A 17,740-nucleotide genomic window follows, 5' to 3' on the forward strand; every position below is an offset into this window, starting at 1 on the left:
TGTACTCAATATTCGAGGAGACCGATGCCGGAAGTTGACTCAAGTCAGTTTGTTTATTCCGCATCCCATATGGATGGACTGATGGCTGATGCCAAAAAATTGACCAATTATCTCTCAACTTCTAAAGAACAGGCAAAAAAGATCCTGGCTGCCGCCCAGGAATCCAACACCATTCTGGTAAAAAAACTTTTGCTCGCTTCCGGCATAACAAATGAGTTAGAAACTGAGTTCAATCCTGATGGTGTCAGACTCATCCTTTCTTATAAAAATCCTGATCTGAATTGCTGCAGGTTAATATTGGTGCTGAAATGGTAAATCTTAAAAAACGGTGCCAACATGGTCACCGTTTTTACCTTTATACTGAAATTACTCCATGCTGCTAATCATCAATGACACCGCTTCTGTTAAGTCCTGCTGAGAAAAGCTTGGAACATTTCCTATTTCCAGAGCCAGCTTATGTGAAGCCGGAACATGGATAAATCCTGCCGGGATGTTTTGATTTGATTGCTTAAAATAGTGGATAGCCTGATACATAATATAATTGCACAGGTAAGTTCCGGCCGTGTTGGATATTTCTGCAGGAAGTCCCCGTTCCTGAAGCACATTTACAAACGCACGGATAGGAAGTGTGCTGAAATAGGCTGCCGGCCCCTCAGACTGTATCGTTTCATCCTGTTTTACTATTCCCTCATTATCTTTTTCCCCATCCGCACAATTGATGGCTACTCTTTCGGGAGTGATCTTGTATCTGCCGGCAGCAAGTCCAAGCATCAATACAGCATCAGGCTTTTCTTCCTCAATATGCAGAAGATATTGCTCCCACGTTTTTGAAAATTGAACAGGGAGAACTTTCCCGCAGATTTCATAGTGACCAATCGTCTGTCCATGCAAATCCTCAGCAATTTGAGCTGTTGGGTTTATTGTATAATGCAAAAACGGTTCAAACCCTGTTAACAGTAACTTTTTCATCCTTCTCTCTCTCCTTATTTAGGAACTCGAATGAAATTATTATATCAGAAAATTCAATGTATATTTTATTTAAAACGTTAGAATGGCTTTTATTTAGAGGAATCATAGACCGTCTTTGATTCCACTTATCAGGTTTTTGTGGAATCTTTGACCACCTTTGATTCCACTTCTCAAGCTTTTCCAGGTTTTTGTGGAATCATGGACTGCCTTTGATTCCACTTCTCAGGCTTTTTCAGGTTTTTGTGGAATCATTTACCACCTTTGATTCCACTTTTCAGACTTTCTCAGGTTTTTGTGGAATCATTGACTGCCTTTGATTCCACTTCTAGGCTTTCTCAAGTTTTTGTGGAATCATCGACCACCTTTGATTCCACTTCTCAAGCTTTCTCAGGTTTTTGTGGAATCATCGACCTCCTTTGATTCCACTTCTCAGGCTTTCTCAGGTTTTTGTGGAATCATTGACTACTTTGATTCCACTTCTCAGGCTTTCTCAGGTTTTTGTGGAATCATTGACCATCTTTGATTCCACTTCTCAGGCTTTTGTGAACTCATTGACTGCCTTTGATTCCACTTCTCATGCTTTTCCAGGTTTTTGTGGAATCATGGACTGCCGTTTATTCACCTAAACAACAGAAAACGGGTACTAAATTGCCAAGCAATTTAGTACCCGTTTTCTTCTGCCCCCTGCTTTTTTCCTTAAAGCAGTAACAAGGGTTTAAAACTATGCGATTTCGCGTCCCATTGCAACCTGCAGGATATCAAACCATTGGTCGTGTGTTAAGGTTAAATCAAGAGCGCGGATAGCGGACTCAATGCGGTTCATTTTGCCTGAGCCGACAATCGGCATAATGTTTGCCGGATGGCTGATCAGCCATGCATATAGGACTTCATCTATTCCTTTTGCACCGACTTCGCCAGCAATTCTCTCAAGTGTATCGCGCAGACTCTTAGCTCTCTCGTCATCAGCTGAGAAAATAGAACCTCCTGCAAGCGGAGACCATGCCATTGGCGCGATTCTTTCTTCCTGGCATAAATCAAGTGTGCCATCTTCGAAGTTCTCCAGGTTGTAGGCAGAAAGCTCAATTTGATTCGTAATCAGCGGGAAGTCTAAATATGATTGAAGCATTTTAAACTGTGAGCGTTTAAAATTCGACACGCCAAAATAGCGGACTTTTCCTTCGTTTTTAAGTTGTGTGAACGCTTCAGCGACCTGTGCTGGATCCATATACGGGTCCGGACGGTGAATAAGCAGAACATCTATGTAATCTGTCTGAAAGTTTTCCAGTGACTTGCTGACTGAAGCCAAGATATGCTCTTTGCTTGTATCATAGGATTTGATGCTGTGTTCCGGGCGATTGTCTGAGACTAGTTTAATGCCGCATTTTGTGACAATCTCCATTTGCTTTCGAAGGTCAGGTTTGAGTGCAAGTGCATCTCCGAATTTTTTCTCGCATGTGTAATTTCCGTAAATATCAGCGTGATCAAAGGTTGTAATGCCTGCCTCTAAGCACTCTTCTATTAAGTTAACCACTTCTTCATTTGACATGTTCCAGTCAGAAAGACGCCATAATCCATGAATGATTCTTGAAAATGATAGATCTTCTGTAAGCTGTATTCTCTGCATAATCATTCTCCTTTCCCTAACATTGTATACTGAAAGCGTTCGATCTCAAAATGATTGGGCCCCGAATCCTTCTCAGCTTGTTTGCGCAATTTCTTCACCGTTTAAAAGATGATTTGACCAAAGAATAGCTTCCATATAGCATTCTTGAATTTCCTCAGGTTTGAGCGGCAAGTCTTGTGCATGCCAATTTGATTTTTCTATTTCAATGGCCCATTTAAATACTTTGCGTATATCATTTTCTTTTCCGCTTAACGCCTCCCGAATTTCATCCGAAAGAGGCAGCTCATTTAAAACGTCATCCAAATTGCGGTGCAGGAGCGCATCAACAAGGGAGAACATGCCCGTCAGCATATACACGGAAGGTTCTTTTCTGCCAATCTTAATGGACAGCTTCTCACAAAGCTTGGCACGCATCAGCGACAGGCGGATCACTTCCTCCTGAATCGGATCATTTTTGAGATTCAGATTTTTAATGGACAGGATATAAATCCACTTTTTAATTTCATTTAATCCAAGGAGGACAATTGCCTGTTTGATCGACTTAATTTTGTTTCTTGGCCTGAATGCCGGTGAATTAATTAATTTCAAAAGCTTATAGGAAAGGGAAAGATCCTGTTCAATCTGCTCTGAAATTTTTTCAATGTCAGGCTCCGTTTTAGATAACTCATGGAGGATCTGCAAATAGCCATGAATATAAACGGGAATATCATAGCTTGAGAGAACAACAGGCTTGCTGAAGAAATAGCCTTGAAAATAATCATATCCATCTCTTAAAGCAAGCTGATACTCCTCTTGTGTTTCTACCTTTTCTGCTAAAAAAGACACTCCATAATGCTTGTACCGGTTCATAATTTGTTTTCTTTTCTGCACCTGTGTCTGCAGAAAATCCACCTTGATAATATCAATATGCTTTAATAATTTCGGCAGCAGAAAATAGTTCTGCTGCAAGTTGAAATCATCCAGCGCAATGGTATACCCAAGTTTTTTCAGGTCAGCGCAAATCTCTATCAATTCTTCTGTAATGGGAACATCTTCGAGAATCTCCACTACAATGGAACTAGGATTAAAATAGCTTGGCAAGTTCATTTTCAGCAGGCTTTCTGTGAAATTAATAAAACATCTTTTTCCCTGCGCAAGCTCTTCAAGGCCAATATTGATAAAACTGTTTATAATGACATCAGCTGTTGCTTCATCTCCATCTATATTGGGAAATGAATTACTGCTATTTCCGTTCCGGTAAAGAAGTTCGTAGGCAACACTTTGTCCTTTTCTGTCAAATATCGGCTGCCTGGCTACAAATACCTTCATCTCTCCAACCCCTTTTGCCCTATCTCCAATCAGTACATTTGAACTATACCGATTGTACATGAAAGAAAGCATAGGTTGTGTCGAATTATGTAGTCTTTTGCTTTACATTTTTAAGTATTTTTCCACAACATAAAAAAGGGTTTTCTCATTTTGCGTCAAATAGGCGATTTCAGCTATTTTTTTCAGTACATCTTTGACGATTGAGGAATCCACGACTAGGACAGAATTATTCAAGATTTCATAATAGCATTTCAGCGCTTCTTCCTGGTGACTGTTTCGGCAATGCAAATCTCCTATTAAATGAAGAAATTTAAATTTAAAATCGCTGAATTCGCTCGAATAAACATCCAGGAACGTTTCATAAAGGCTTAATACTTCATCATCCTGTCCTGCCTCATAATAGGTAACGGCCAGTTCATACAGCGTATTTGATATTCCTTTTACATCCTTCTCCTGTTTGTAAATTTCATGAGCTGATTGCAGATAGGACATCGCACTCCCGGCATCCAATAAGTACCTGCTGAGAATACCTAAGTTTGTATAGGTGCCCGCCAAATTCAATTGATCGTCTGTCCCTTCAAAAAACAACAGCGCTTTTGCATAAGCAGCACTTGCGTTTTCATACTCATTCATTCGTCTGTAGCATAATCCCAGCACCATATATACAACACCTGTTTGATAGTATATGGATGTTTTGCTGCTGATCGAGAGCGCCTGTTTCAAAAAACGGATTGCAGAATAATATTCCCCTTTTTTAGCATGGGCGAGTCCAAGGTTATTCAGTAAAGAAATTTTTTCAACTCCTGAAGCCTTGAAAGCAATCGAATCCTCATAAGCCTCATTTAAATAAGAAAATGCCTTTGAGAGCTGATCCTGGTTAATGAGCAAGGACGTCAGATAATTGCTGGTCCTGAGTCTTTGTTCAGAATATTGCAGGCTGCAGAATATTTCGTAGCTCTTTTCATAAGCTGCAATTGCTTCTTCATTTTGAAGCTTCATCCGCTGCAGAATCCGCCCCTGGCAGAAATAATAAAGGGCAAGATCACTTTGGTTTAACGATTCCAGATTCTTTTCTAAATCGTTTAAGTGTTCAGCTGCATCTGCAAAATGTTCATTAATGACTGCATATTCCAAACTGGAAAGAGCTTTCTTTATATCAAAAGACAAAAGCGATTTATCCTCGTCTTCGAAAAAATCATGAATATCACATTTCAGTCTTTCGCTGAATTTCAGCAGCAGTTTATAAGAAGGCTGTACCATTCCCTTTTCAAGCTGGCTGATATAGCTGCGGTTGACGATGCCAATTGCCAGCTCACTTTGAGTCAATTTTTGCTTCTTTCTCAGCTGTCTTAATTTCATTCCAACGGTATTCATACGGCGCCTCCTGAAAAAAATCGAATATGTATTGACAAGAAAATGAATTATTGTATATATTTGAATTGTCAGTTAATTATAACAAAATGTTTTTTATTTTTAAATGTTAACATAAAAGAACTAACGGAGGTTTTGAGATGAAGAAAATGAGAAAGCACCTTTTATTACTTGCACTTGGTACAGCAATCCTTTTATCTGGATGTTCAAAAGCAGAGAAAGGCATCCAGACTGCTGACGAAGAATGGCCAAGAATTATTAAAGCCCACGAATATAGTTAACATCCGCTCTAAATGTGCTTCAGAAGATTCATGACTTCACTCTATATCTATCTATTAAACCATATTTTCATAGACTTGAACCAAATTTTGTATGACGAATTAGAAAAAGAGCTTACCCAATTCATGGGAAGCTCTTTTTCATTTCTCTTATTATTGAACTCTTGCAAATCCAAATCCTGATGCGTGGTCATCGCCTGTTGCCGCGCCAATCCCGCCTTTAATATCATAAAGCTTTGCACGACGCTGGAGCTCTGCACGAACTTGAACATTGCTTTGTCCTTTATTTGAGGACCAGATTTTTGCAGCAAGTCCTGATACGTGAGGTGTTGCCATTGACGTACCGCTGATTGTATTGTATCCGCTGTTGATCCATGTTGATTCAATGGCAGCGCCTGGAGCTGAGATTTCAACATCCCGTTCTCCAATGACATAGTCTCCGTCAGTTGCCGAGTTGCCGCGGGAAGAGAAATTCGCTACGCGGTAAGTTCCATTTTGCTGAACATTTTCAAGAGCCGCAACTGCCACAGCATTTACTAGTGCACCGGGATATCCAATTGTATTATTGCCAGATCCTGAGTTTCCGGCTGCAGCAATAACCAATGCACCTTTGCCGTATGCATAGTCAACTGCGCTTGATATTAAACTATCTTTTGTGCTTGATCCAAGAGACATTGAGATAACGACTTTTGAACCTGTTCTTGTTCCTTCATCTGCAGCATGTCTGATTGCAGCTGCAATATCATCTGAGTAGCCAGAACCGCTGTCAGTGAGTACTTTGTATGCCCAAAGCTCTGCTTGAGGTGCCACTCCATAAATTCCCTGTCCGTCAGAACCGCCATTTGCAAGTGCAGATCCTGCAACATGCGTCCCATGTCCGTTCCTGTCTGTGCAGGAGTTATTTGTATAAGTAGTACCAACTGTAAAGTCTTTGCATTGCTCGGCATTTTGTGATAAATCAATATGGCTTGTCTGCACGCCGGTATCAAGAACAGCAATTTTAACGCCGTCTCCACCAGTTGTTGATGTCAGACCGCTGTTATTATAAATGGCTTTAATGCCCCATGGCGTTCTTGTGCTTGGGTATGCCATTGTCTTTATTGGTTTTCCTGCGGCAATTTTAAAGGTTGAAACTTTTTCTACTTTGATTTTGCTGTTCTTTTGCAGGGTTTCTAATTGTTTCTGGGTAACGGTTGTTGTGAATCCATCTTTTCCAAAATCACGGCGAACCTGATGACTTTTCTTCACTTTCCCCTTTTCTGCGTCAGTTCCCTTGATCACAACTCGAATGGATTCCTGCTTCACATCTGTTTTTATCTCCTCATTTGCAAAAGCGGCTGTTCCAAACATTGAAAGACTCATTGATAAACTTAATGCTGCAGCTCCAAGTGCTTTAGTGATGTTCATTTCATTTCCCCTTCCAAAAATGTTAGTATTTTATAACTTTTATAACTCAACAATTTAAATATAAATTACATTAACTATTTTCACAATAATCTAAATTTACTAAAATTTTCTTATTATCCAGCTTAAGTGCTTATCCCATATCCCACCAATAGCCCTGCTTTTTCTTAAAGTAATTTGGAAATAGTTTTCACAGTAAGGACAAATAGCTATAAAATCAAAAAAACCACTTACATGAAGTGGTTCTTGAATCCTATTCTTTTTCTGCTAAAAGCGATACGATGATGGATTGATAAATTATGGTACACGGAGATATATTAATCATAGGCTGTTTTCGCATGGATGGTTGTTTTGATTATAAATGTAGTGCGTTCCTATTAAGGGTATAAACATTTAAACTAAAAGCAACAAAGTTTACGAAAAGGGCTAATCATAAGACTGAAATTGCGGGGTATGTCATGAGGGACGATCAATCATTTGCAAAAGGCTGTTTTTATGGAATGATCCTGTCAATTCCAATCTGGATTCTACTTTATTTTCTTATAAGTAAAGGATAAAAAAACACAGGCTCTCCTGTGTTCATTTAAAAGACTGATCAAATATTTTATCTTTCACATAAATTTCTTCTCGATCGACCGCATGTTCAGAGGCAACGATTAAGCCTATTTTTGTTTTGTTCTGATCACTTACGATGGTAAATGGGATTTTTTCTTTGTTGGCAGCTTTGATATATTTAGACAGGGCTCCATAATCTATTGTGCCATTCAATAGAAGCACTTTGTCCCTTCCCGTTCCCAGTGCCTTAATTACTTCATCGTATATTTTGTTTTGTCTCACCTGTCCTGCAGTGAGAGCCACATAAATTCTTTCTCTCAATGTGCCAAGGTAAACATTTCTCTCCTCCGGCTTCGTTTCAAACGTTCCGTATATTCCCTGCTTTATATAAAGATCAAGCTGTTCGTCTGGCATGATGTCATTCTCCTTGTTCTAAAAGTACAGGATTAGTGTATCAGATAAGATAGCTGACATAAAATCATATGTTTAACTACCATTTAGAATAAGATAAAATGATTTTCATCCACCCGAAGAAGGATACCCACAATGGAATACTAAGAACGGTCGCCCACATCATTCCTTTGAAAAAGTTAGCATCTTGCATGAGCAGCTCTCCCTCCGAATCTTCCTTACTATTCATTTTACCCTTCTGGCTGTTTTATATAACTGAATGAATACGAAAGCGCTTACAATAATATTCTTTTCTTTCTTATAATATCCTCCATAATATGTTCTTCATTTTTTTCCTTTTCAAAAGTCTGGATGTCTTTTCTTGTCAAGTCTCACCCGGACTCCTTCAGCGGCATATAGTGTTTAGATCAGAGGCTTTTTTCAGACACGTGCTGTGCCTGTTTAAATGACAGGCACGCTGATAGTTGTCATCAGAAAAGAGTCAGATCAAAAGACCGCTAGGAGGAAAAAAATGCCGGCCATTTCAGGGAGAGAATATCTGCAGCGCATGGAAGCATTAAAACCTAACGTTTGGTTAAAAGGCCAGGCCATTACAGAAAATCTCATTTCACATCCGGTTTATCAAGGAGCTGTCAAAACAAAAGCTTCTCTTTATGATTTGCAGGTTGAAAAGGATGCAATCGATTTTATGACATTCACTTCCCCATTTACCCAAAATCGTGTGGGAATGTCCTATCTAGAGCCTAAGACAATAGAAGATCTGCAGAAAAGAAGAAAAATGATTGAATACTGGGCGAACGCAACATGCGGAATGATGGGACGAAGTCCTGACTATATGAATACGGCATTAATGTCTATTTCAGCGGCATCCGCTATTGTCGGCGCTCAGGATGAAGAGTTTTCGAAAAACCTCCGTAATATGTACGAAACTGCGCTTGAACAGGACTTATCTTTTACACACAGTTTTATTAATCCGCAGGTCAATCGTTCGTCCGCTTTTCTTGAAACATCCGGGCAGCCAATTGGGGCCAAAGTGATGAAAAAGACAGCAGAAGGGCTTATCATAAAAGGAGCCAGATTGCTTGCGACAGAAGGCGGAATGACCGATGAAGTCCTGATTTTCCCTTCCGGAGGCAATCAATCGGGCGACGAGTATGCATTTGCCTTCAGCATTCCGGCAAATACACCAGGACTGAAATTCATCTGCCGAGAGCCGTTTCATTCAGGTGAATCTGCATTTAACTATCCTCTGTCCTCGCGCTTTGATGAAATGGATACGCTTCTCGTCTTTGATCATGTACTGGTTCCATGGAATCGCGTGTTTTTTTACCATAGGCAGGATATTGCCTATAAACTTTTTAACCATAGCGGGTTTATTTCGCATGCCCTTCACCAGGTTGTCACACGCCAGACGGTGAAGCTGCAATTTTTAATCGGACTTTCACAGCTGCTGATCAATACTTTGGATGTATCTGAATATGAACATATCAAACTTAAGCTGTCTGAAATGATTTTAGGTCTGGAGAGCATGCAGGCACTCCTTCTTAAATCAGAAGCAGAAGCTAAAATCGATGCTTTCAGAACCATGACGCCAAGCGTACACCCGTTATATGCGGCAGTCAATTTATTTTCAAAGCTTTATCCTCACTATATCAGTCTTCTGCAGCAGATCGGAGCAGGCGGTTTAATGGTTCTGCCATCAGAGGAGGATTTCGCTTCCCCGATCGGCAAGGACGTTGAGCAATATCTGCAGGGAACTTCAGTTGATGCAAAAACAAAAACAAAACTGTTTAGATTAGTATGGGAGCTGACAATGAGCTCTTTTGGCACAAGACAAACTCACTATGAGAGATACTTTTTTGGAGACCCCATACGCCTTGCGAAAAATTTATACAGCGGTTATGCACGAGAACAATACATTGAGAGAGTCACAGACTTTTTAGATCAAACGAAAGAGAGACCTCACGATTGAGGTCTCTCCTTGTTTTTAACACCAACTCTTCCTGAAAAAAAGGTTGCGCCGCCGCCCATATCTGACAGACGGTCTGGCGTAAGTGAGTTCACGATCTGTTTTGTACCGGGTGTATCCGACCATAAACCTTGGCTTACGACTACTCCGGGCAATACGTTCTCTCCAGCTGAAACTTCAAGCTCACATTCGCCCCGCGCATTCCAAATGACAGCCATATCTCCATTTTTCAGACCAAGTCTTTCAGCATCCTTCCCATTCATATGCAGTTTAGGAGCTTTTTCAAGGGATTTATGCTTTTCATTATTTGAAAAAGTAGAGTTTAAAAAGTTATGGTTCGGACCAGGAACAAAAAGAAAAGGCAAATCACTTTCTTTGACGAGCGGTGTAAATGTCGGCAATGGCGGATATCCTGCTTTCTCCATCGCGTGTGAGTAGAGCTCTATTTTCTCGCTTGGCGTTTTAAGAACTCCCGGAAACAACGGCTTTACTTTTGCTTTCACATATTTCTTCTTCTTCAATTCCTGAAAAGTGATTTTTTTAAAATATGGATTTTGAGGATTATTCAGCGCCTGATCAATCATCTCTTCCTCAGTATCTTTAAAAGCCTGGTCTGTAAATCCCATGCCTTCCGCTAAAAGCCTGAACACTTCCACGTTTGATTTTGACTCTCCATATGCTTCAATAACCGGCTCCTGCAAATGGAGATAATGATGCCAGTATGACGTATAAAAGTCTGTATTCTCAAAGGCCGACGATGCCGGAAGAACGAGATCCGCATAGGCGGCTGTTTCTGTTAAAAACAAATCATGGACCACGAGAAATAAATCTTCCCGCTCTAATCCCTTTTTCACTTTGTTAGCTTCGGGAGCTACGACTGCGGGATTACTGCCATATACGAACATGGACTTTATTGCTGGATCAGCATGTAAAAGCTCTTCGCCAATTAAGTTCATATTAATGATTCTTGTCTGTTTATTCTGGAGGAGATCCGGGCGCTGCAGAGCCTCTGTATTGAATGCCAAATATCCAGAGTTGCCTTTAATAGCACCTCCCCCTTTTTTCAGCCACTGGCCAGTCAGAGCCGGAAGACAGGCGATGGTCCGGATGCACATGCCTCCATTATCATGATGCTGCAGACCATTGCCGATTCGAATACAGGAAGGAGATGTTTGGCCGTACATTCTTGCCAGTTTTATAAGGTCATCTGTTTGAACTCCTGTTATTTCTGATACAGTATAGGGATCATACTGAACAACATGTTCTCTTAATTCATCGTGCCCAACTGTCCACGTCTCAAGAAACTCGCTGTCCACCAGGTTTTCCTTAAACAAAATATGCATAATTCCAAGAGCGAGAGCGCCATCTGTTCCCGGAAGAATTGGAATAAACCAGTCTGCAAGTCTTCCAGTCTGATTTTTGTGAACATCAATAACGATGATTTTTGCCCCGTTTTTACGGGCCTTCTGAGCAAGGGTTATTTGGTGCATATTTGTACTCACTGCATTAATGCCCCACATAATAAACAGCTTTGTATGTACCGTATCCTCCGGATCGATCCCAAAGCTTCCGCCCATTGTATACTTATACCCGGTTGATCCTGCAATTTGGCAAATGGTCTGATCCAGTCTGCTTGCTCCAAGTTTATGAAAGAAACGGCGATCCATCCCTTCTGCATTCAGATTGCCCATATTCCCATAGAAGCTGTATGGCAGAATGCTCTCCGGTCCATCTGTATCAATAAGTGTTTTCCATTTTGAAGTAATGATGGAAAGAGCTTCATTCCAGCTGATCCGTTCAAATTGCTTTGATCCTTTTTTCCCTGTTCTTTTCAAAGGATATTGCAGCCGATTCTCATCATAAATACGTTCAGCCATGTTCCTCACTTTATTGCAGATGCTGCCTTTTGTTACCGGATGCTCCGGATCTCCTTCCACTTTCATGATTTTCCCGTTTTTTTTATGGACAAGAAGTCCGCATTGATCTGGACAATCCAACGAACAAACAGATGGAAACACTCCGTCCCGCTTTTCAATATATGAATCCATATAGTTTCTCCTTTACGGTGAGAATCGTTTTATTAATGATAGAATAGTTTTAACATTCCATCAAGAATTCGCTCCAGAAAAGCGCAAGCGCCCGTTTGCACTGGCATGACATATAAGGATTCGCCAGTAAAGAATCCGTTCTGGCCGAGGAGTTGGGCGATGGAGCTAGACATCGAAGCGCAAAATTTTATATTTTCTTATTTCAGAACAAAAGCACAAGCGCCATGGCCCGCTCCGAACAGGCAGATAAGAATTCGACAGAAAGTCCGGGTCCCGACTTTTAGCGGATTAATTCTGACAGAGTCTCTAGGAGATGAGCTTGCCGAAGATATCCTTGTCGCGATAGCGCCAGTCTATAAATTTTATAATTTCCCAAACAGTAAAAAACTGAAGAAAGAAACCCTTCTTCAGCATGGATTGAATTATTTTGATGTTGTTGATTCTCTCATTTTGAGAGTGGATGGAACGAGTACTTTCAGAGGCGTATCTCTGTGTTCAGTGACTTGTTCATGCAATAGTTTCAAAGCGATTTTTGCGATTTCAGCAGGTGACACATGAATGGTCGTCAGCGAAGGTGCAAAGTAATGAGCTTCAGGCACATCATAAAAGCTGACAATAGAAACATCCTCTGGGATCTTCACATTTTCCTCGCGCAATGCCATGATGGCTGCAAGAGACATGACGCTGCTTTGAATAATATAGGCATCAGCAAGCTTTCTGTTTGAAGCAGCTTCCTTTAGAATCCGGTACCCTTCCGTCCCATATGGTTCTGTCAAATAAATATGTTCTTCTGACAGAAGGTCCGCTTTTTCCAGCTGCTCTTTCATTGTATGCCCCCAATTTGAAGCACCTATGTAGCCAATCCGTTCATGTCCCATTTCCTTCAAGTGGGAGATCACAAGCTCTGTCATTTGAGAAAGGTCTATACTTACAAGATCTGCGGAGGGATCTGTATCCCAGTCTGTGACAAACACGATATTTTCCGAAACTTTTTTAAGCTTTTCCATATCGCCTTCCTGTAATCGGCCAATGACAATGATTCCATCCAACGCTTCCATTTTATTGGATGAATCAATATTTTCATAACGGATAATCTCTTTAATATGAACGCCGCCAATGAGACAAGCCTGCTCAACATGTTTCCTTAGTGCGATATAAAAAGGATTTTCCAGTTCTCCATCGGCAGCATCTAAAATCGCAAGTCCTATATGGACGCTGTTATTATTTGCGGAAGAAGATTGCTTCTCTGCCAATCTATAATTTAATGTTTCTGCAGCTTGAAAGATTCTCGCTTTTGTATCTTCTGAGGCCGTTGATTCAGCATTCTCATGGAGCACTTCATATGTTGCTGCTGCAGACACCTTGGCAAGCTTTGCTATATCTTTAATGGTTGTCATCCCTACACCTCTTCATTCATTGAATTCTTATGTTTAATACCCTTTTCCCGCCAAAAAGAAAACCCTCTCTCAGAAAAAGAAAGGGTCAGGATTTTAGCTATTGAAGATTTTCGGCTGATCAATAATGTCAGCATCAAACAAATTCGTGCTGTTTTTATCACTTGTAATGACCATGAAGTCTCCTGTATTGAGGACACCCGCACCTACAGAGAATTTACTTGTGCTTTTTGGCGAGAGTGCAAAGACATCCCCGGCACTGACTGCACCGGTGCTTGAATGAATTAAAATAGGACCAACAAAAGCCGGCATAGAATCTCCTCCTTTATTTATTAGGCTCTTTTCGTAAACATTGTTGCTTTAGCTAGTCAGTGAAAATTCAGTTTTTGGATTTTTCACATTCCTTCCGCCGTCTAAAATAGCCCTGTATCTTCAAATTTGAAGAAAAGAGGACGACAGATTACTATACGCAAAGCAACAATCAATGCGAACACAGCCATTTCTTATTAGCCTATGCCGGGAACCGCTTTTGGGTTTCATTTTAATAAGAAAAGCGCAAGCGCCCGTTTTGCACGGGCATGCCAGATAAGGATCCGACAGAAAAGGCGCTTTTCCAATACTTTCGGATCCGTTCTGGCCGAGGATCCTGAGCGATTCCGCTCGCCATCGAAGCGCAAAATTTATACTTTCTTATCTCTTAAAAGAAGGCTCTTTTCCTAAACACTGTTGCTTTTAGACTAGATGTTTAAAACCTTGAGTGGATTGCAGCGGAAGGCACTTGACTTCTGCGGGAAAGTAGAGGGAAATGGGAGACCCCACAGGCAAAGCCGAGGAAGCTCCCAGCCGGACCGCGGAAAGGAACGGACAACATCTATCATCAAAAGCAACAATTACTGCGAACACAGACTAAAAGAAAAAGCCCCCATTTAAACCGGCGGCTTCCTGTCTTTTTCAACTGTGTTACGGTTCTCTGTCTCCTGCTTATATCTGTTTCTTAATTTCACCAGTCTTATGACATGTAATAAAACAGCTTTTAATACTGCATAAGTCGGTACAGCTAAAATCATCCCTAAGATACCGCCAAAGCTACCTGCGCCTATCAGAAGGAGAATGATGGTAAGCGGATGTGTGTTTAATCTCTTTCCGATAATTAATGGTGAAAGAACGTTTCCGTCAATCTGCTGAACTACGGTTACCACAACTGCAGCGAGCAAAGCTTTAGTCGGTGAATCAAGGAGAGCAATAACCACTGCTGGTGCAGCACCGATAAATGGTCCTAAATAAGGAATAATATTTGCAATAGCTACAACAATCCCGAGAATCAGGGCATAATCAAGTCCAATCAGCGTATACCCGATAAAACAGCCTGTCCCTACAAAGAGAGAAACAAGCAGCTGGCCCTGTATATACGCTGCAAGCGTCTGATAAAGGTCTTCAAAAATTTTAATGCCTTCCCGTCTATACGCAGCAGGCAGAATTTTGACTGCTGTGATGGGGAACTTGTGCCCGTCCTTCAGCATGTAAAATAAAATGAAAGGGACCGTGATGATGGTAAGGGTAATATTCGTCACAACACCCAGCACCTTTGTTACAGATGAAGTAATGCTTTCAGGGAGCGATGTCGTCAGACTGCCCAATGATTTTTCCATTTTATCAATCGTTTCCTCAATCGAAACATATTCCTGTGTCATCACCCACGTAAACCAGCGCGATTCAGACAGGTTCATGATGAACTGCCTGAATTCAGTTATGTATCTTGGGAAGTTTTTAAACAAGTCAGTGATCTGCTGAGAAACAACTGGACCGACTGTTGATAACAGCAGCATAATCAATCCGATAAAGATGAGGTACAAGATGAGGATCGCAAGCGTTCTTGGAACTTTATTTTTTTCTAACAGCTTAACGACCGGGCTGAAAATAAAAAACAGAATGCCCGCAATCAGGATCGGGAAGAACAGCGTAGATGCAAAAACAATCAGCGGCTGAAACAAAAACGAAACCTTTGTGCTTACATAAAAAATTAACAGCAGCAGCAAAATTTCTATCGTCCAAAAATGAACCTTTGACTTATTCAGGTTACATCCTCCTCCTGCTTCAATATAGCTGTTTCAAACGTACTATGTGAACGATAAGGTGTCAAATTAAGATTTGGTGAAGGTTAGAATGCCGATTTTTTTCATATACAAAGAAAAAGCTATGCCCGTAAGCATAGCTTTCAACAAATACTATTAATTTTCTCCTGCAACCAGCTCTTCTTCAGCCTCTTCAAGCTTAAAGATTTCGATTACACGGATCAGGTGGCCTTCCATTTCTTTTGCAAAAAACTCATAGCCATCTAAAATAATGCTTTCGCCTTGCTGGATGTCGATATTCTCTGTCAGCATCCATCCGCCGATTGTATCTACATCTGTATCATCAATTTCGAGTCCCAGCAGATTATTCACTTCATAGATAAGGACCTTACCGTCCAGCAAGTAATGGCCTTCACCTTTTTTCTGAACCTCAGGAACCTCATCCTGGTCAAACTCATCGCGGATTTCTCCTACAATTTCCTCGATAATGTCTTCAACTGTTACAAGTCCTGCTGTTCCGCCGTATTCATCCACAAGGATCGCCATATGAACGCGTTCTTTTTGCATTTTAATTAATAAATCATGAATTGGAATCGATTCAATGACTTGAATAACAGGACGGATATATTTATCAATCGTGCTCTTTTTGCGTTCTTCTTCGGATAGTGAAAAAATGTCAGTGAAGATCTCCTTGAGATTAATCATACCAAGGACGTGATCTTTGTCTCCGTTTACAACCGGATAACGAGTATATTTTTCCATACTCATTGTCTCAAGGTTGTCTTGAAACGATTTCTCTACTGAAGCAGCTACGATTTCAGTTCGAGGCACCATAATTTCTTTTGCTACACGATCATCAAATTCGAAAATTTTGTTCATATATTTTAATTCAGATTGGTTGATTTCTCCGCTCTCATAACTTTCTGAAAGAATAATGCGAAGCTCTTCCTCAGTATGAGCAAGCTCATGCTCAGAAGCAGGCTTTAATCCAAAAAGACCTGTTATTACGCGAGCAGAACCATTTAATACCCAGATGAATGGGAACATAATACGGTAGAACCAAATCAAAGGAGGAGCAAATAAAAGGGTCACAGCCTCTGCTTTTTGGATTGCTACTGTTTTAGGAGCAAGCTCTCCGATTACAACGTGCAGGAACGTAACAGACGCGAACGCAATACCGAAAGTTAAAATATGGGATAATGATTCGTTAATTTCAAAATTATCGAATACCGGTCTGAGAAGACGTTCTACTGTCGGCTCCCCCAACCACCCAAGACCTAAGGCTGTTACCGTTATTCCAAGCTGACACGCTGATAAATATTCATCTAAATGAGTTGTTACTTTTTTTGCAGCAACTGCCCCTTTTTTACCTTCTGCAATCAATTGATCCAATCGTGAACTGCGGATTTTGACAATCGCAAATTCTGATGCAACGAAAAAAGCTGTTAAAGCAATTAAAATCGCCACGAATAACAAGTTAACTATGTCCAAAACACCCTTATCCCCTAATAGAGAATAAGGAGTCACCTCCTAAAATAGTAAGTTATCAATTTTTAAAAATCCGTAAATGATTCAATCAATGCAGCAGCACCATCAATGATTGCATAAGCGCCATACTCTGCGGAGAGATGCGGCTTGCAATGATTTCCTGGTTTTCCCCATTCATTTTATCAAAAATCGGTTTCAGCTCTTTAATTTCATGTTCGAGCTGCTTCATATGATTAGCCAGTATTTCGGCTTGTTTGATTAGCTTATCTTCTTCATTGGTTTGACTTCTTTTAAGTTCCAGTCTTTCTTTAATATCCTGCAGACACATATTGAATAACTTGCATTCCTCAATAAAATGAATGTCGTTAAGCGCCTGTTCAGAATAGAGGCGATAGTTGGACTTAGATGTCTTATCTACATGGAGCAGCCCAATTTGAGTATAGTAATCAATTGTTCTCTTAGATACGTTTGCCAATTTTGCTAGTTCGCCAATTCGATACAATGCCCCATCTTATCACCCCAATAAAAAAAGATTACTCCTATCATACCTTTTTTTTAACTGTACAGTCAAACGTTACGGTTATGAAACGGCTTAATTTTCAAGATTTAATAAAAGTAATTTTGTTATTCCAATAATCAACAAATTAAATAAAAGTATTCATAATAAATCGAACGTTAAAGAAGCTGAATAGTAAACAATTCTTCTTGCAGGCTCCTTTGTTTATTTCAAAGTCCCTGCGCTGCGGAATGAACAATAACATAAAAGATTCTTAAGAATTCTTTATTGGTAAGTGAGGACATCAGAGTTTAAACTATAGCTAGGTGGAAAGTACACTAAAAATTTATCTA

General features: G+C 40.4%; 15 protein-coding genes. 3 read left to right on the forward strand and 12 right to left on the reverse strand.

Features of this window, described 5'->3' with window-relative positions:
* Positions 1–24 precede the first annotated feature (24 nt).
* Positions 25–315, forward strand: a complete 291-nt coding sequence (locus AC3ISE_RS18725; RefSeq protein ID WP_489222131.1) for a YuzC family spore coat inner layer protein — start codon at positions 25–27, stop codon at positions 313–315.
* A gap of 51 nt (positions 316–366) precedes the next feature.
* On the opposite strand, the gene AC3ISE_RS18730 is transcribed toward AC3ISE_RS18725, so the two are convergent.
* The 4 genes from AC3ISE_RS18730 to AC3ISE_RS18745 form a co-directional block, all read right to left on the reverse strand.
* The gene (locus AC3ISE_RS18730) at positions 367–969 is read right to left on the reverse strand and encodes a pyroglutamyl-peptidase I (RefSeq protein ID WP_489222132.1); all 603 of its coding nucleotides are present in this window, start codon (positions 967–969) and stop codon (positions 367–369) included.
* A gap of 721 nt (positions 970–1,690) precedes the next feature.
* Complete coding sequence (locus AC3ISE_RS18735; RefSeq protein ID WP_489222133.1) at positions 1,691–2,593, reverse strand: aldo/keto reductase; 903 nt, start codon at positions 2,591–2,593, stop codon at positions 1,691–1,693.
* Positions 2,594–2,665: 72 nt separating this feature from the next.
* Positions 2,666–3,901, reverse strand: coding sequence for an EAL and HDOD domain-containing protein (locus tag AC3ISE_RS18740; protein ID WP_489222134.1), 1,236 nt, complete (start codon positions 3,899–3,901; stop codon positions 2,666–2,668).
* Between the two features lie 102 nt (positions 3,902–4,003).
* Positions 4,004–5,275, reverse strand: a complete 1,272-nt coding sequence (locus tag AC3ISE_RS18745) for a tetratricopeptide repeat protein (protein WP_489222135.1) — start codon at positions 5,273–5,275, stop codon at positions 4,004–4,006.
* Positions 5,276–5,412: 137 nt separating this feature from the next.
* Here AC3ISE_RS18745 and AC3ISE_RS18750 point away from each other — a divergent pair, with 137 nt between their 5' ends.
* Positions 5,413–5,553, forward strand: coding sequence for a lipoprotein (locus AC3ISE_RS18750; protein ID WP_165970993.1), 141 nt, complete (start codon positions 5,413–5,415; stop codon positions 5,551–5,553).
* Positions 5,554–5,703: 150 nt separating this feature from the next.
* Here AC3ISE_RS18750 and AC3ISE_RS18755 read toward each other — a convergent pair whose 3' ends face one another.
* Together AC3ISE_RS18755 and AC3ISE_RS18760 are read right to left on the reverse strand one after the other, a co-directional pair.
* Positions 5,704–6,957 carry a S8 family peptidase gene (locus tag AC3ISE_RS18755; protein WP_489222136.1) on the reverse strand — a complete coding sequence of 418 codons (1,254 nt, stop codon included), beginning with the start codon at positions 6,955–6,957 and terminating at the stop codon, positions 5,704–5,706.
* Positions 6,958–7,533: 576 nt separating this feature from the next.
* Entirely contained in the window at positions 7,534–7,923 is a 390-nt protein-coding gene (locus AC3ISE_RS18760) for a YueI family protein (RefSeq protein WP_489222137.1), read from the reverse strand.
* Positions 7,924–8,431: 508 nt separating this feature from the next.
* Between AC3ISE_RS18760 and hpaB the strand changes: the two genes are divergently transcribed.
* A complete protein-coding gene (gene hpaB, locus AC3ISE_RS18765; protein WP_489222138.1) occupies positions 8,432–9,892 on the forward strand; it encodes a 4-hydroxyphenylacetate 3-monooxygenase, oxygenase component in 1,461 nt (486 codons plus the stop codon).
* On the opposite strand, the gene AC3ISE_RS18770 is transcribed toward hpaB, so the two are convergent.
* From AC3ISE_RS18770 to AC3ISE_RS18795, 6 genes are all read right to left on the reverse strand, one after another.
* Entirely contained in the window at positions 9,883–11,937 is a 2,055-nt protein-coding gene (locus AC3ISE_RS18770; RefSeq protein ID WP_489222139.1) for a molybdopterin oxidoreductase family protein, read from the reverse strand. The genes hpaB and AC3ISE_RS18770 overlap by 10 nt on opposite strands.
* A gap of 422 nt (positions 11,938–12,359) precedes the next feature.
* On the reverse strand, positions 12,360–13,334 hold the full coding sequence (locus AC3ISE_RS18775; RefSeq protein ID WP_489222140.1) for a LacI family DNA-binding transcriptional regulator: 975 nt from the start codon (positions 13,332–13,334) through the stop codon (positions 12,360–12,362).
* A gap of 93 nt (positions 13,335–13,427) precedes the next feature.
* On the reverse strand, positions 13,428–13,643 hold the full coding sequence (locus AC3ISE_RS18780; RefSeq protein ID WP_489222141.1) for a spore germination protein: 216 nt from the start codon (positions 13,641–13,643) through the stop codon (positions 13,428–13,430).
* 614 nt (positions 13,644–14,257) lie between these two features.
* Positions 14,258–15,406: an AI-2E family transporter gene (locus AC3ISE_RS18785; RefSeq protein WP_489224382.1), complete on the reverse strand. Its 1,149-nt coding sequence runs from the start codon at positions 15,404–15,406 to the stop codon at positions 14,258–14,260.
* Between the two features lie 153 nt (positions 15,407–15,559).
* The gene (locus AC3ISE_RS18790) at positions 15,560–16,894 is read right to left on the reverse strand and encodes a hemolysin family protein (protein WP_489222142.1); all 1,335 of its coding nucleotides are present in this window, start codon (positions 16,892–16,894) and stop codon (positions 15,560–15,562) included.
* Between the two features lie 85 nt (positions 16,895–16,979).
* A complete protein-coding gene (locus tag AC3ISE_RS18795; RefSeq protein WP_133312444.1) occupies positions 16,980–17,393 on the reverse strand; it encodes a MerR family transcriptional regulator in 414 nt (137 codons plus the stop codon).
* Positions 17,394–17,740: the final 347 nt, after the last annotated feature.

Source organism: Metabacillus sp. KH_069 (assembly GCF_057838075.1).